The sequence below is a fragment of the Bradyrhizobium sp. 137 genome (genome assembly GCF_023074095.1).
Lineage (GTDB): Bacteria > Pseudomonadota > Alphaproteobacteria > Rhizobiales > Xanthobacteraceae > Bradyrhizobium.
Genome location: NZ_JADPKU010000091.1, coordinates 37,225 through 53,238, shown reverse-complemented (window position 1 = coordinate 53,238; position 16,014 = coordinate 37,225). Strand labels below are relative to the sequence as shown.

At 57.7% G+C, this 16,014-nt stretch carries 9 protein-coding genes and 4 pseudogenes; 8 read left to right on the top strand and 5 right to left on the bottom strand.

Features of this window, described 5'->3' with window-relative positions:
* Positions 1-381 (bottom strand): recombinase family protein (locus tag IVA78_RS25025; RefSeq protein ID WP_247468375.1); only part of this gene is annotated, 381 nt, incomplete at its 3' end.
* 205 nt (positions 382-586) lie between these two features.
* Complete coding sequence (locus IVA78_RS25020) at positions 587-871, bottom strand: hypothetical protein (RefSeq protein WP_247468380.1); 285 nt, start codon at positions 869-871, stop codon at positions 587-589.
* Between IVA78_RS25020 and IVA78_RS25015 the strand changes: the two are divergent.
* The 8 genes and pseudogenes from IVA78_RS25015 to IVA78_RS34445 form a co-directional block, all read left to right on the top strand.
* Positions 845-1,021: pseudogene (locus IVA78_RS25015) on the top strand (ATP-binding protein); the annotation flags it as partial. The gene IVA78_RS25020 and the pseudogene IVA78_RS25015 overlap by 27 nt on opposite strands.
* Before the next feature lie 1,080 nt (positions 1,022-2,101).
* Positions 2,102-3,562 (top strand): biotin carboxylase N-terminal domain-containing protein, encoded by a 1,461-nt coding sequence (locus IVA78_RS25010; RefSeq protein ID WP_247468374.1) that lies wholly within the window; start codon positions 2,102-2,104, stop codon positions 3,560-3,562.
* 1 nt (position 3,563) lies between these two features.
* Complete coding sequence (locus IVA78_RS34650; protein WP_247277994.1) at positions 3,564-4,070, top strand: biotin/lipoyl-containing protein; 507 nt, start codon at positions 3,564-3,566, stop codon at positions 4,068-4,070.
* A 1-nt stretch (position 4,071) separates the two neighbouring features.
* Positions 4,072-5,678: pseudogene (locus IVA78_RS24995) on the top strand (carboxyl transferase domain-containing protein).
* An 868-nt stretch (positions 5,679-6,546) separates the two neighbouring features.
* A pseudogene (gene trpD, locus IVA78_RS24990) lies at positions 6,547-7,559 on the top strand (anthranilate phosphoribosyltransferase).
* A gap of 164 nt (positions 7,560-7,723) precedes the next feature.
* A pseudogene (locus IVA78_RS24985) lies at positions 7,724-7,949 on the top strand (M20 family peptidase); the annotation flags it as partial.
* 1,241 nt (positions 7,950-9,190) lie between these two features.
* Positions 9,191-10,723 (top strand): AMP-binding protein, encoded by a 1,533-nt coding sequence (locus IVA78_RS24980; protein ID WP_247468377.1) that lies wholly within the window; start codon positions 9,191-9,193, stop codon positions 10,721-10,723.
* A gap of 1,000 nt (positions 10,724-11,723) precedes the next feature.
* Positions 11,724-11,849, top strand: a complete 126-nt coding sequence (locus IVA78_RS34445) for a hypothetical protein (protein WP_256468140.1) — start codon at positions 11,724-11,726, stop codon at positions 11,847-11,849.
* 233 nt (positions 11,850-12,082) lie between these two features.
* Here IVA78_RS34445 and IVA78_RS24975 read toward each other — a convergent pair whose 3' ends face one another.
* The 3 genes from IVA78_RS24975 to IVA78_RS24965 form a co-directional block, all read right to left on the bottom strand.
* Positions 12,083-12,634 carry an Lrp/AsnC family transcriptional regulator gene (locus IVA78_RS24975; protein WP_247277998.1) on the bottom strand — a complete coding sequence of 184 codons (552 nt, stop codon included), beginning with the start codon at positions 12,632-12,634 and terminating at the stop codon, positions 12,083-12,085.
* A gap of 405 nt (positions 12,635-13,039) precedes the next feature.
* Positions 13,040-13,540, bottom strand: coding sequence for a hypothetical protein (locus IVA78_RS24970; protein ID WP_247468366.1), 501 nt, complete (start codon positions 13,538-13,540; stop codon positions 13,040-13,042).
* 1,719 nt (positions 13,541-15,259) lie between these two features.
* The gene (locus tag IVA78_RS24965; RefSeq protein ID WP_247278000.1) at positions 15,260-15,478 is read right to left on the bottom strand and encodes a hypothetical protein; all 219 of its coding nucleotides are present in this window, start codon (positions 15,476-15,478) and stop codon (positions 15,260-15,262) included.
* Positions 15,479-16,014: the final 536 nt, after the last annotated feature.

The following is a 16,014-nucleotide window of genomic DNA, read 5'->3' as shown; positions in this document are numbered from 1 at the left end:
GCCGGACAAGCCCAACAGCAGGCGGTCGTGGTAGGCGCGCGGATCGTAAAGCCGCTCGCCATCCGCAATGAGCACGCCGAACACCGAGCACAGCTCGAGCAGCTGATGCCAGTCCCGGTTATTGCGGGCCAAGCGAGAAGCGTCGAGGCTCACCACAAGGCCGGCGTTGCCAAGGCCGATCTCGGCAATGAGCTTCTGGGAACCATGACGATCCACAGCGCCAGCACCGGATTTGCCCAGATCCTCGTCAATGACCTGGACGCGATCCGGCGGCCAGCCCAGACCGATGGCGCGATCGACGAGGCGGTACTGCAGCTGCGTGCTCTCCTGGTGCTGGCGCACCTGGTTCACGGATGACTGCCGCACGTAGACATAGGCCAACTTGGCTCGGTGCACGGCTCAGTCCCCTTCCGGGCGTGCCGGCAACCGCTTGCATTCGCCGCAGCAGCGTGGCGAGGATTTGAGCGATCTGGGTTTGCGTCGCGGTCGATAGATTCGGCCACAGGCGCGGAATGTCGGCCGTCGGGCGGATTTGCCAACGTCGCCAGTGGTCGATACGCAACGCGACCTGGAAGCGGTCGGTGGGTCATCGCGAATCACCTTCTCGTCGAAGGCTGAGACTCGCGCTCAAATGTTGCATCAATGGGATCAGCGTACGTGCACTGATGCGCGGCAGATCGGCGGCGTTCGGGCGGGAAGTGATCGGCGTCTCGGCAAGATCCGTCGACGCCATCCGAACCGCCCGCGGCCGTCCGTCCGGCAGCGCGACAACGACGTGGGCGGGACCGCGCCCCGACCGCTCCTTCAGCACCTCAAGCCGGTGCCCAAACAGGAAATGATGCGCGTAGACCGGCTCCTGCACCACAGCCATGTGCTGACGATCCGCGGTGACAGCTACCGGCTCCGCGCCAAGCGCAAAAGCGGCCTCGCCAAGACGCCGACCGCCGGTGACGGCCCTCCGGTCGGCTCCGCCTCCCTCCGGCCCGTCACCGGCGGAAACAACCTTCAACCGAGATCATAATCCGGATGGGGGGGCAGTTCTTCATGACGCAAAGTGGGCGGTTCCGGATGGCGTTTGACACACGGGGCAAGCCCCCACCCGTAGACAGAATGGATAGTGCGTTACGTACGGACCTGGCTACTTCCGGGAAGCCAGGAGCTTGGACAAAACTGTGCGATCATTTCGTTGAAAGGCCTTGAATCGCACGTAACGTCACATTGTACGATCTTGAAATGAGATCGCGACCTCTGACAAACGAACGTAAGCTACTCCTAGGGTGTGGGACGATGGCATAACGACCTTGTCGTATTTCGAATTTGCGGCGAACGCTCGCCGTAAATGAGCCGGCGGCGACTCTCCCTTGCCGACGGTCGGGGCGATGTGTAGCAGCGTCGCTCCTCCCAGACTGACTTCGCCCGGCTTCCAAAATGAGGCCGGGCCTTTTTTGCCGTCGGGAAGACGTTAGTGCCTTGTCGACGTGCAACTGCTCGATCAGCTCGTCCGCAACCAGGCAAACTTGCGAGGTCGAGTGCGGCAAGACAACACGCGTTACGACCACATCGGCATGCTGATTGTAAATCGTCAACAAATCGCAGCCTTCGGTTCTAGCATACAAAGCAACGCTTCCGAGCCACCAACGACTTGAACGGTTCCGGTCTGTTTTCCTATAGACAGGCCATACTGTGCCTTGCGCAGGAACACCAATACCGCAACGTACCGACCTAAAGAGATATCGTGACGCGCACACAACGAACGCATTGGTTTTTGCGTCCCAAAGCCAACTGCTGTGCAGTAGTTCTTATTGTGCAACGGCATCTCTGTGCTCGAGTCGGCGGGTGCGCGAGATCAGCCGCCGAACGGTGATTTCCATTGGCGATACCGCAAGAAAAACGAGACTCGAATTGACGTACTACGAACCATCCTGCACCCTCGATCGTCCCCGCGCGGCGCTCCCCAAACCGAGCCGCAAGGTAATAAATTGCGCGGTGGATGCCGACTCACTGTCAACAGATAAGCGAGCGGAGCCATCGAAAGCGGACCAACCGCTCCCAAGTGACGGAAGTCTCGTTTGAGTTGTTTGTTTGGATATGAATGCACACAATGCCTTTCGATACCGTCCTTATCGCCAACAGAGGCGAGATCGCCGCCCGCATCATCAAGACGTTGCGAAAGCTGGGCCTTCGTTCTGCAGTTGTCTACCACGAGGTCGATGCGCAAAGCCCGGCAGTCTCCATGGCCGACACAGCGATTCTTATCAGCGGTCACACGCCGATCGCGGCCTATCTGGACATCGCACAAATTATCGCCGCCGCTCACAAGGCGGGCGCCGGCGCTGTTCATCCAGGTTATGGATTTCTTTCCGAACAGGCTCAATTCGCCACGGCCGTGATAAAGGCCGGCATTGCGTTCATCGGCCCCGCACCCGAAACTATTGAACTGATGGGCGATAAAATTCGGGCCCGCAACTTCGTCCAGTCGAACGGCTTTCCAGTGGCCCCATCTGCAATTGAGGAGGACGATCCAGCGACGTTCGTCTCCAGGGCGCGTGCAATTGGAACCCCTTTGCTGGTAAAGCCGTCAGGGGGCGCGGGCGGCAAGGGCATGCGGATTGTACGCGACGTCGATGCTCTGGAAGGCGCGATTGAGCAGGCTCGCTCTGAGGGGCAACGGTATTTTGGGGATCACCGGCTTTACGTCGAAAGATACATTGAGAACCCGCGGCATATCGAAGTGCAGGTACTCGGCGACTCTTTTGGGAACATTGTACACCTGTTTGAGCGGGAGTGCTCGGTGCAACGCCGCTTCCAGAAGATCATCGAGGAAGCGCCCTCGCCAGCGCTGTCGCCAGAACTACGGAAACGCGTCTGCGAGACCGCGGTCGGTATCGCACGCGCCGCGAATTATCAGAACGCAGGAACCGTTGAATTCATTTTCGATGCAGGAGAATTCTACTTTCTCGAGATGAATACGCGCCTACAGGTCGAACATCCCGTGACTGAGATGATCACCGGCATCGATCTTGTCGCCGAACAGGTCTATGCCACCGCGGGCCGAGAACTTGGTTTTGCTCAGTCAGATATCGTTTCGAACGGCCACGCTATCGAAGTAAGGCTGTACGCTGAAGCCCCCGAACGAGGCTATGTTCCGACGTCCGGCAAAGTACTTCTTCTCGAGTATCCGAGCGGGGTACGGATTGACAGCGGCATCACGCAGGGTCAGCCAATCACCACTTCGTTTGATCCCATGCTCGCAAAGATCATCGCGCATTCGCCGACGCGCACATTGGCCACCGCCACGGCCAATCACGCGATTCAGGGGGTCATTCTTCTCGGCTGCGAGACAAACGCTAGCTTCCTCGCCCGCATCCTTTCCGACGAGTCGTTTGTCCGCGGACAGTTTCATACGGGATATCTGGAGGAAAACCCGCACATTGCCGCTGGTGACTCTGCTACCGGCCTACCGGCATTCTTGGCATCAGCTGCTCTCCTTACCCGACAAGTCCGCGAATCGGCCGATGCCGTGCCCGCGCTTCACGCTTCGCTCGGCCATTGGAGAAATTGACGTGTATCACTCCGTCGAGGTTGATGGCGTCGACCATCAGTTATGGCTTTCACCCTGCCAATCCGGCTCCTATCATCTTCACTTGCGCGACCAAGTCATTTCCCCGGTCGCGTTTGCCCAATACGGCGAGAATTCAGGTGTCCTGACCATTGCCGGCGAGACCGAACGAGTCCGCTTCGTCATCGAAGGCGACCTGATCCACGTCCACATCCGTGGCATGATGCGCGTTTTGCGCTACAGCGACCCGTTGCGAACGCTCGCTTGCGTGAACCAAGAGGCAACTTCGCTCATGACCCGCGCCCCGATGCCGGGAGTAGTCGTTACGATCGCGGTTTCGCCTGGTCAACCGGTATCCGCAGGCGCGGCGCTGATGATGATTGAGAGCATGAAGCTGGAAACTATTATTCGCTCTTCACAGGATGGCGTAGTCGATCGAATCCATTTCAAAGAAGGGGAGAGCTTCGAGCGGGATGCTGTGCTGATTACGCTATCGAAAGAAGGGCGCTGAAATGCTACGAATCGCTTCTGGGGCGAATGTCAATTCGCAAGACTTTCGTCAAAACGAGCTCCACAACAGGCGGCTTGCTGACGAGTTGAAGGAGCGGCAACGTGCTGTCCGCTTCCAGCGGCCCGACCGGGAGCTCGAGCGCCTTCGACGTCAAAATAAGCTGTTTGTACGAGATCGGATCGACGCCTTGCTCGATCCAAAAACTCCGTTCCTCGAGCTTTCAACGCTGGCCGCTAACAAGGCCTATAACGGCGAAGTGCCCGGCGCGGCACAGGTCGTCGGCATCGGGATCGTCGCGGGTCGCGAGGTGATGGTTCATGCAGACGACGCAAGCGTAAAGGCGGCGCATGGTATCCGTTGTCTGTCAAGAAGATAGTGCGAGCCTTGGACGTCGCAATCGAGAATCGTCTGTCAGTGATTCATTTGTGCGACGGCGCCGGAGGATTCCTACCTTTTCAGGCAGAGTTCTTCGCCGATCGCTACTTCGCGGGTCGGATCCTCCGTAACCAATCCATTCTCTCCAAGATGGGAGTACCGCAGGTCGCGATCGCAATGGGTCATTGCACAGCGGGAGCGGCCTACGTCCCGGCGCTTAGCGAATTCAACATTATGGTCGAGGATACGGGAGCTATATTTCTCGGTGGCCCTCCAGTCGTGAAAGCTGCTACCGGTGAAGACGTATCGGCACAGGAGCTTGGGGGCGCCCACATGCATACGAGCGTGTCGGGCACGAGCGATTATTCCGCAAGCTCCGAGATGCACGCCATTGCGATCGCACGTGATATCGTTGCCCGATTCCATCGTCCCGCGAAGACTCCGATTGATCAAGCCGCCCCGGAGCCCCCTGCTTACGACGCATCGGAACTATACGGCATTATTCCAAAGGACCCTCGAGTGCAGTTCGACATGCGGGAGATCATCGCCCGCATGATCGATGGTAGCCGATTCCACGAATACCAGCCGCGTTTCGGCACGTCCCTGCTGTGCGGTTTCGCGCGGCTTCATGGATATCAAATAGGGATTCTTGCAAATAATGGCGTGCTGCTCAGCGAAAGTGCGCTGAAGGGCGCTCACTTCATCCAACTATGCGACAAGAACCGGACGCCCCTGCTCTTCCTGCAGAATACGACGGGTTTCATGGTCGGCCGCGAATACGAGCGCCGTGGCATAACCAAGGATGGTGCCAAGCTGATCATGGCCGTCTCGGGAGCGTCGGTCCCGAAATTTACGGTCGTTTGCAACAGCTCGCACGGAGCAGGTACCTACGCTATGGCGGGACGTGCTTTCGATCCTCGGTTCGTCTTCACCTGGCCGCAGTCTCAGATCTCTGCGATGGGCGCCGAGCAAGCGGCAGGTGTGCTGACCCACGTTAAGACCAGACAACTGGCCCGTGACGGTGGGCGGCTCGCAGAGCAGGAGCTGGCAGCTATTCGAGGTCCCCTTCTCGACGAGTATCGGGAACGATCCAGCGCCTACTATGCAACCTCCGAAATCTGGGACGACGGAATTCTTGATCCAGTCGATACCCGAAGTGCACTCGCGATCGCCCTGAGCGCTTCGCTGAATGCTCCCATCGAAGCGCCCCATTATGGCGTATTCCGAATGTAGCCGGCAGGAGTCGAACGTCCGTCTCTGTAGATTCTACTCCCTAGCTGGGTCCAAATCGACGCATCGTCCTGTCCCTGGCATGAGCCAGATTGGTGTCGTCCACATTCCGGGCAGAACTCGAATTCGCGACCTTGGTCAAATTAGACCAGCCCGTTTCTAAGTGGTGCGTTGAATTCGGTGACCACGTTGTCGATCAGGATAACGGGTTGCGCCGAAGTAGGCCGAGCTGGGGTCGCATAGCCCTGATTGGCCGCGCATCGAACCTCGCGTGGGGACTACGCAAATTGCGTAACACTCGAGATGATCTGCTCGTTACACTTCTAGCATTGCGTAGTGTATTGCGAGGCTCCTGCGGGTCGAAGCCATCGAGATCTGGAGTTCGCGATTGATGCAAGCGCGGGCCGCCCTGCTGACTCTGATCCACCAACGGACGCGTCAGTCACATTAAGATCTAAGGTGCGCCCTACTGATGAATTGTTGGGTCCATTCATCATCGACGATAACAGTCCTGGGAGGAGACATGCAAGCCATCATGCCGATCTCAGTCAACTATTCCACGACGGGCTGGGTGCAGAAGAAGTTATCCCGCCATGCTCGACTATGGACCATCCACCGTCTTGCCGTCCAATCGTCTGATCTGATCTCGAGCAAAGAACACTTGCTCCTTTGCAAGTGAACGCCATGGATAGCTTGATTCTTACGTAGCGTCAGGTTGTAGGATTGCAGAGCCGACTGACGTTCAAGCTGACACCACGCATGCCTCGACAACGCATACGCGGTCCGAGCCGGACCGGTTGCCGAGCTGCATGACCCCACTAACGCCCGTTTCGAATGAGGCCACTTGGAACGACTAAGCACATGTAGAGCAATGAACGCCCTCAAATCGATCATTAGCAAAGTTGCTACAGGTGCCACGCTGACCCGCGAGGAGACCGCAACAGCCTTTGAAATCATCATGTCGGGCCAGGCGACATCCTCCCAGATTGGAGGATTATTGATGGGGATGCGGGTACGTGGCGAAACCGTAGAAGAAGTCACCGGCGCAGCCTCGGCCATGAGGAGCAAAATGCTCCGGGTCAGTGCGCCCCCCGATCCCGTCGACATCGTTGGTACGGGCGGTGCGCTTCGGGCTCAGTCAACGTGTCGACATGCGCCTCATTCATCGTCGCCGGGGCCGGCGTTCCTGTGGCAAAGCATGGCAACCGCGCCGTGTCCTCACTATCAGGTGCTGCTGACGTCTTGGCCCGCCTCGGCGTGAAGGTCGACCTCCCGCCTGTAGGCGTTGCTCGTTGTGTGCACGAAGCTGGCATCGGCTTCATGCTTGCGCCCATCCGTCATCCGGCTATGCACCACGTCGCCCGAATCCGAGCGGCAATTGGGACCCGCACGATCTTCAATCTAGTCGGCCCGCTCGCAAATCCGGCCGGAGTCAAGCGGCAGATCGTCGGAGTGTTTTCGCGGCAATGGGTGCAGCCTTTGGCGCAGGTGTTAAAGAACCTTGGTGCTGAGTCCGTCTGGGTGGTGCATGGCTCAGATGGACTCGATGAGATCACCCTCACCGGGCCGACGTTTGTTGCCGCGCTAGAGAGAGATGCGATCCGCACCTTCGAAGTCACCCCCGAAGAAGCGGGCCTCGCCCGCTGCCATAACGAGGCGCTGAGGGGCGGCAACGCCGATTCCAATGCAATCGCGCTGCAAAGCGTGCTCGACGGCATGCCAAGTCCGTACCGCGATGTTGCTCTTCTCAACGCCGCCGCGGCAATGATCGTGGCCGGCCGCGCAAGCAGCTTGAAGGACGGCGTCGCCCTTGGGCACGAATCCCTTAATAGCGGTGCGGCAGCCGCGCGATTGAAACACCTGATCGCGATCTCCAATGCTTGACACGGCCGATGTACGACATTTTTAACACCAACATCGAAGCCAACGAGCGCGAAGAGATTGCAAGCGCAAAGCGCGAGTTGCCTCTGCCACACGTCGAGGCGCTTACCGCGGTTGCGTCACAGACGCAGCAGCCCCGCTTTCGAAGCGACGGGAGCAGGAGCGCCCCCTATGAGAAGTGAAGCGCCGGAGCTGCGCTCTTCGATCATGCCAAACCCTTGCCGCCGGGCTCGGCTTCGATTTGGTCGACGTCTTCACCGGCGGCGTTTCCGGCGGCGATTTTACCGCGTCGCGTACCGCAAGACTCGACGGCCTCGCCGTGACGGCAAGGGCGCGCATACCCACTATGAGCAGCTCTACATTTCGTTAGTTGAACCGCGTGGGCGGCTATAGCATCGGCTCTATCAGACGCTGCGATGATTGCTGCGTGACGCGATAGCTGCCAGGCCATTTGCCGCCGTACGGCGGCGCGCTCGCGCATTCACGCAGCTCGTTTTTTCAGGGCAGGCGCCGCAGCTGGGGTGCATCGCATGAATTGCGTTGGCGGGACAAAGGCGCGCTATGGCGTGAGAGTTGAGTGCAGAAGAGGTGGTACTGTGTACTTCTCGGTTGCGGCGAGTAATTTAAGCTTGGCACCGCGAGCTCTTCCACTTTTCCTATCGGCGTTGCCCGGTGAGCCTCGGAAAAGTTTGATCCAGCGACAACACCAAGGGGCTTGAATCGCACGTAAGGTTAAATTGTACGATCTCAAGGTACATCAGTCTCGGGCTGGTCGAGATAAGGATTGCGAATGTTCGAGCATGTCAGAATCGCACCGCACCGTCATAACTCGATCATCGCGACAGTGCGGCTCGCGCGTGGTCCTGATGGGCTCAACAATCTACGGCCAGCACCATATGCCTTCACTGATCCACATCGCTGGAGAGCTGGTCAATTCAGAGGACGTCAACGTCACCCCTACCACGCTGTGCGGCTCCCCCTATTGCAGATTGGAAACCGAGTTCCTCCCCGGGTCGGGACACCCGTGGAGATCAGTTGAAAAGGAGTTTTCGGTTGTGTTCGCTCAGCCCGATTGGAGCTCGCACGGCGCCGTCATCTCGGAAATGCAGGATGGTCGATCCGACCTCCGATGGTTCCAATCGGCTTAGGCGGCTAGACCGGCGCGACAATCGCGAAAGATTGCTTCGCATTTCGGGGCAGCACGATGAAAAAACCCGACGGTACCAAGAACGTTCTGTTGGTCGACCACACTGAAGGTCAATGCCGAGCCATAGTCGGCTTGAAAGATGAAGATTCCAGATCTCCTATATGTGCGGTGAGCCTGTAAGTCGGAAACCTCAAGAAGATAACGTCATGGTGCGCTTATCACTACGCGCAGATGCACCGCAGCGCTGTCGGACAAAACGGAGCCCGTGACGAAGCGCCTCCGTCTTTACGCTTAAAGAGATTTGCATCGATCCCGGGCTGATGCCGTCGTCAAGACCGTATGCTTACGACTGAGATCGCTTGACTGCTCGCGGGAAGGCCATCCGATGCGATCTGATCGCGATCGAGAGCTTCCGAACGACTCAGGAAGTCAGGGGTTTAAGCAGTTTTGCAAGTACGTAGCGAACCTGAGCGAAAGGGGGACAAAGGTGGATCTTTGCACACTGATTGAGCGTAACGCGTCGTTTACTCCCGACAAACCCGCGATCCACTTCGACGGGGGCACCCTAAGCTACTCCGCCTTCACTCAAAGGATCGAGCAAATCGCTCGTGCTCTAAAACATCAGCTCGGCATCGAGAGAGGCGACCGCGTCGCGATCCTTGGCCTCAACCGGCCCGACTACCTGGCCCTGCTCTATGCCTGCGCGCGACTCGGCGCAATGCTCGTTCCATTAAATTGGCGGCTTACGGTCGCGGAACAGTTGTTCATCCTCTCCGACGCCGGTCCCAAAGTGCTAGTTCTAGAACAGGCCTTTGATGCGCTGCTACCAGCTCTGGCGGGGCAATTGCCCGAAACCTTTGTTGCGGGTTTGGACTTTTCGCCTCTCGGCGGGAGTAAGTGGGACTGCCTGGTAGACCAGGGCCGAGGCGACGATCGCAATCAGCACACGGACCTGTCTTGCCCGCTTCTGATTGTCTATACTTCGGGTACCACAGGGCGGCCGAAAGGCGCTGTGCTGCGTCAAGACGCGTTGCTGTGGAATGGAATTATGAGTCAGCACATGCATAACCTCGGCTCGACCGATCATGTCCTGACAGTCTTGCCGCTGTTTCACGTTGGCGGCCTGAATATCCAGACCACGCCGGCGCTGCATCACGGCGCGACCGTCACCATTCACACGCGATTTACGCCCGAGGCGACGCTTGCTGCGATCGAACGCGACAGACCTACGCTGGCTGCGTTGGTGCCTACCACGATGCAATTCCTAACCGACCATCCTCAGTGGCGGACGACGGACCTCTCCTCACTGAAGGCAATTTGCACCGGTTCAACGATGGTCCCGCAGCACCTTATCGAACGCTTTGTCGCACGTGGGGTGCCAGTGCTGCAGGTTTACGGTTCGACCGAGACCTGCCCTATTGCTGTTTATACGAGGCTCGGCGGCGATCTTACGCGTAAGGGCTCGAGCGGCTTGCCCGGCCTATGCTGCGAAGCGGCTATTCTCGATGATACCGGCAACAAGTTGCAGGCAGGCAGCCCGGGCGAGATCGCCGTACGAGGCCCCAATGTCTTCAGCGGGTATTGGGGCGCTCAACAAACAACGCGCGAGCCTTTGCACAATGGCTGGTATCTCACCGGTGACATCGGCTGCCGCAATGCCGATGGATACTTTTGGGTTCTTGATCGCACAAGGAACCTCATAATTTCCGGTGGAGAAAATATCTACCCGGCGGAAGTAGAGCGCGCGCTTATGGAGCATCCCTATGTCGCAGACTGCGCCGTTGTCGGTCGACCCGATCCGCGCTGGGATGAGGTGCCGATCGCTTATGTGATCAGGCGGCCGGGGGTTCGAGTTGACGCGGAAGCACTAATGGCACATGCAGGCTCGCAGCTCGCCCGCTTTAAGGTGCCGCGCGAAATTTTCTTCACGGAAGAATTGCCACGAACGGCGTTGGGCAAGATCCAGCATTTCGCGCTGAAGGGGCTTACACGATCAAGCCAGCACAACGACGGCGACTGAAGATTTCGATCGGGTTTGGCATTTCCTTTGCCCCGTAGGCGTGGCCGCTGAGGGCCGCGAAAACCCCACGCGTCACCGCGTCGATGCGAACACGGCAGCTGCGAGTTGATCATTTCGGCGCCTTTCGGTCGAATAACGTTGCCCCGAGGTCGCTGATGCCGCGGATCCTCATTATGAATGCCGGTACGGCGCAAATGTCGGGCTCTAATCTGCGACAACCCAACTGTCGCTTGCCCTCCAAGTCGGCTTGGTCTCCGTGTGGTTTGCACAGGAGGGAGATAGGGGGCCCAATTCCGGTATTGGTAAGTCAAGGATTCGCCGACTGTGATCTCTGGATGCTCGCGCAGTTTGAAAGGAGAAGCATTAGAACGCGTCATTTGAACCTCAGAAACGGGAGAGAACGCTCCGTGGACGAGAAGGAAAGAGAGCTCAACAGAGCGGCACTCACAAGCGTTTCTCGGCCCATGCGCCTCCTTCTCGGTCTGCAGAGCAGACCGCCGAGCTGCACGACACCAGAGCTGGCATGGTTCGGAATGTCTCTTGAAATGCTGCTGCCGGCATACATTGCCATCCTCTCACCAAATATCGCGATTTACATCTCCTGCGCTTTGAACTTGCGAATCAGATCGCAAATGCCGTTGTAGTCGACGTATGTCGACGGTTCGCACAAGATGTCGTCCATGTCTTCACAGGTGCCGCACTCTTCCAGGAAGTTAATAGAGGTGCTGAGCCGGAGCGACGTCGCCAGTTGGGGTACCCGTCCTCACTCAGCCGATATTCCGATCGTCTCCCACCTCAATTTTTTGGCCTCTCGACGCCGCCGACGCCCGCGTCAGTTAGAGCTTTGCCCGTGTTGCTGCCGGCGTATTCTGGGACGTGATCGAACTGCCCATGCCGTCTTTGGGAGCGCGATTGTATCAATCTTCCTATCAACCGATAAGTAGCGCGCCATTCGAACCAGTCCGGGTTCAAAAGGAGAGATCGCTCTTGCGAGCCTGCGTTGACGCTCGTCCTTGACGAGCGCTTGCAGCAATCCCGTACCAGCGCCTTGCTGAATAAAGCTTCTGATTATGCCAGAACAATCAGCGACCTGTCGATCGCGCAAGGCGTCTTGAACCTGACCTGACTTGTTCGGCAGTCCGAAACCGCACAACAAGCGCGGCCTCATAGTGTTAGCCTCGGACATTGCTGTTGAGGAGCATGCGCCGAGCCAGATGGAAGTGCTGGAAAGCCGCCTCATTTTAATCGGACCGCATCGACCCAGGCCGAGAGTGCGAGATGGTCGTTACCGCTCTCACAGCGCGGAAAGCGATTATGCTTGATCCAAGATGAGGCCGTTAAGGGTCACGGCGAGATTGGTCACCAGCATGCCAACGACTCCATTGGTAAAATGAAACCGGCTTTGACTCGGTCCAGAACAACTACAGTCTCGAGGCGCTTTATATCTGGATTTTCATTTATCAAGCGTCGGGTGAAATGCTCGTACTCTTCCATATTATTTGCAGTCACCAACAGGATGAAATCAGCTTGGCCCGTGACGTAAAATCCGCTCATCACCTCCGTCATAGTGCGGATCCCCCGCTTAAAGCGATCAATGATGTCGGCTCGATCGCGCTCAAAGAAAATGAGGACCAGCATAGTCACGTTTCGGCCGATCGCCCTTGGCGAAATGATTGAGACGTCTGATTCTATCACGCCCTCTTTTCGTAGGCGCTTAAGTCGGCGCTGAACTCCGGATGCAGATAGGGCAACTTTCGCGCCGAGTTCTTCACTGCTCAGGCGATTGTTGCGTTGAACGAGATCAAGAAGACGAGCATCGATTTTGTCGATTTCCGTGGCTGCATTGCGGACTCTCGAGCGCGACCGCCTCCTCCAGGCATGCGAGGTAGTGCCATTGAGCGTCCCGGTCATCTCTAAACCTTCTCCCTAGCACCTCTACGAATGCACGTCTTCAGCCGACAATGCGCGCACTGACGAGTTGAAAGGCTCAAAACCTTATCGGCGACAGCCAACCACCGATTCCGGCCTTGTGCGCGCCCGGTCGGCTTGCGTCGCCTCCCCTAATTCCAATAAGCCGCTACAGCTCTTTTCCTCACGGCGCTGTTGGTGGAGGTGACTTTGTCTGTACGGCATCTCTCTTGATCCCTGGCAGCTGATTGAACGTAGTCCTTTCGGGAGCGGACATGTGGGCGGCTTAGCGTCACCAATGGAGGACATAGGATTGACCTCCAGCTAGTGCGGGGTGAATTTCCTTCAGCTATGTCACGTCGTCGCCCGTGGCGGCGCGCAGGCCACACTGGCGGCTCTCAAAACCGACTAACGACAGCACTCTTCCATAGGCAGAGCGGCTTCCCGCCTGCGCCCCGTCGTGTGATGATCGATCACTGGACGCAATAGATCAAGAAGCAGCGCGCCCGGTATCGTCCCGCTCGCATCAGCATCGAGAACTGGCATCATTGAAATGTCTTCCTCTACGTCGAATGGGCTTAGGATTGCCTCTCCTCCGGCGTCAGTCAACGTCAGCGGCTTCGCCGCGGCAAACGGCACCTCGATATTGAAATAACTAAAGCGCGGCATCTCCCGGGCAAGGCGCACCAGAAAGGACATTGTTAACGTCACGCCACTGAGCAGCGCATTCAGGACCAGGATCGCAATCTTGGCTGTATCTGCGATACGGCCGAACGATCGAGCATCGAGGGCGCGTCTGCGTTGAGGCTCACGCCGTGGTAGGGCGGCATCAGCATCAGAAGGCTTGCGCCACGCGCGGCCGCATAGCGGACGCGCTCGATTGCAAATTGCGTGCTGAAATGTTTGCATGTGATCATGACCGCCTTGCGACTACCCACATGAGCCAGGGACAAATCAACCGATATATCGCACTCCTGCTCCGAAAACAGAAACTGCTCGGGACAATGAGCCAGAATGCAGATCCATCGGCGCGCTCGTCGATCATGCATTCGAGCACGCGGCGCTGCCCCTCAAGGGCAAGAACTCCGGTTGTGAAAGCCGGTGCGACTGGGAAGAGGCGGCCATAGGCGTATTTCCTTGCATTTGGCATGAGCAGGCGTCCAACAAGCGGATTTTCTTGACGGTCAGATGTCTTTGGGCTCGCTCAGGTCATCAAGAACATTCAATGCGCCTCGAACAGATAATAGGATCCGAGAATGGTCCTCGCAGTGTTCGCCGCCTGCAAGAAAGGCCGCACCAATCATCGGGCGTCCAGCCAGCTGCTGCGAAGACTTCGTAGTTGTTGTTCCAGCGGGTCCACCAGAAACTAAAGGCTGCGTTGGTGTAGCTCATGCCATAACCCGCTTCACCTTTCTCTTCCGATGCAGGGCATGAGCAATCCCACGAGGTCATTCCGGCTCTGCGGCAGCCTTTGCCGATGAGATCGGAGCGATAGACCTTTATCCCAGCGTCGTCCGTGGATACGCGGTGTTTTTCGCTCAGCATTTTGGAGATGACTGGAACTGTCCTGCTTCGACCTTATGAGGCGCGGCCCTGCCCCGATCGTGATTATTCCAGATGAGGTCGCGTTGGTCGCGGCGCCCGAACTCAGCATCTGGGTAATTTTGGGAAAGTATCCCTTGTAGGACGCAACCGTCTAATTCAGCTGCCAACTCAGACTTGTCGGTTTCTCGCGTATCGCAACGTAGACGGGATGATTCATCCTAACATATGCTGAGCGGTGTCTTCCGCTTGTACAGCTTTCGAAAAGCAGACGGCGCTAAAGGCTCCGCAGGAAAGAAATGCTAGCGAGCTTTTGTCTCCCTCCCATGGGCTCCTCCCGCGGCCAAGGCATGCTTCTGAGCGAAGCTTGTTCTTGTTCAGCTGAGAAAAGGAAACGACGCCCTATTATAGAGATCGTCAAATTGCCGGCCGTCTCTAGGATTCGAGTGCGCTGGCGTCCGCCAGTATCAGTCCCGTATACATCCTTGTCCACTGGACTCCGGCTGGACACTTTCGGAATGAAGCTGAGGCTTCGGCGATGGTCAGGCGCATCAGCGACAAGACGCTCGAAAGCCGCAGTGCGCGGCTGGACAAGCCGGTGCGCAAAACGCCCGTCTTGGTATCAATCGGACGAGGCCTGTCGATCGGTTATCGGAGGAACGAGACCGCCGGCACGTGGGTGTTTTGCAAAGCCGACGGATCGCGACTATACGGACCCCCGGACACTCGGACCCAACTGTCGACTACAGCGTGGAGTGCAACCGATCTAAGCGCGTGTCCATTACGGGGCCCGATGCAAAACCCACTGTCGACCTCCAAGGTCGCACCGTGCCGTTGTTTCTGAATCATGACCGATCCTGGGAGAACAACGCGCAGTAACCGATCTTAAGCCAGACCCCGTCGTGCCAGCAACGATTGACATAATCGTGTCATTGCCGAAAGTCAGAAGAATTGTAACCGGCAGGCCGTCGCCATGTCTTCGATCTGCGACAGACTCCCTGGCGCCACCCGCTCGATCGCATCGGCTGGACAGCCTGCAAACACCTCGATTTCGTGGCTAGCCACGATATCGATGAATCTCTTCGCTCATGCCAGCGTCACAGCTTGTTGCTTGAAGGTATCAACTGCCGCCCGGGTCAGCCGAAAAACGCCACGACCACGGGGCCGTGAGCGATAGGCAGAGTCGGCTCGGGCCTTGAGAACATCAAACCATTGGTCGGGCGTGAGCCTCGTCGGGCACTCGCTGATCTGGATCACCCTGCCATTCGGGGCGAAGCGGACGTGAATGATGATCTGCGGATTCATATCGTTCCCTTTTTTTGACCAAGGTTTAGAGACCGGTGGGCTGCTCGATTGTGACGTGTTCAGTTTCGTCCCGTTTGGGTGGGTCCCGCGTCGCGACTTGAACTTCGCACCCGCATTAGTGCCAGGTGGGCGGTCCGGGTTGGCGGCGATAATCGCCCGTGTGTTAGGCCTCATACGTTCTTCGGCATTGCCCTGAGCTCGTTTCAGACCAACAGTCGATGTGGGCAAACTCCGCCCGTGCGTCCGCGAGATTGATGGGTATGGACGGCTTGAGAACGAATACGAGGAGGCGATTACCTGTTGCTCCGCTCGATACCGAGCGCCTTCAGGCCAAGCAGGAGCCCAATCGTGCGCTTGGAACCGCAACGCCATACTTGGAGCCAACATAGACCGCGAAAGCTGGTCCGAGCGTCTCAGTCGTCGACCGACTGGAAATTCGCTGCGAACACAATAGCGCTTCGACGGCAGAGAGACGACAACAATGATATCAGGATCCGAGAGCGGAATTGCATTCACCGCCTCCGCGTCATCGAGGC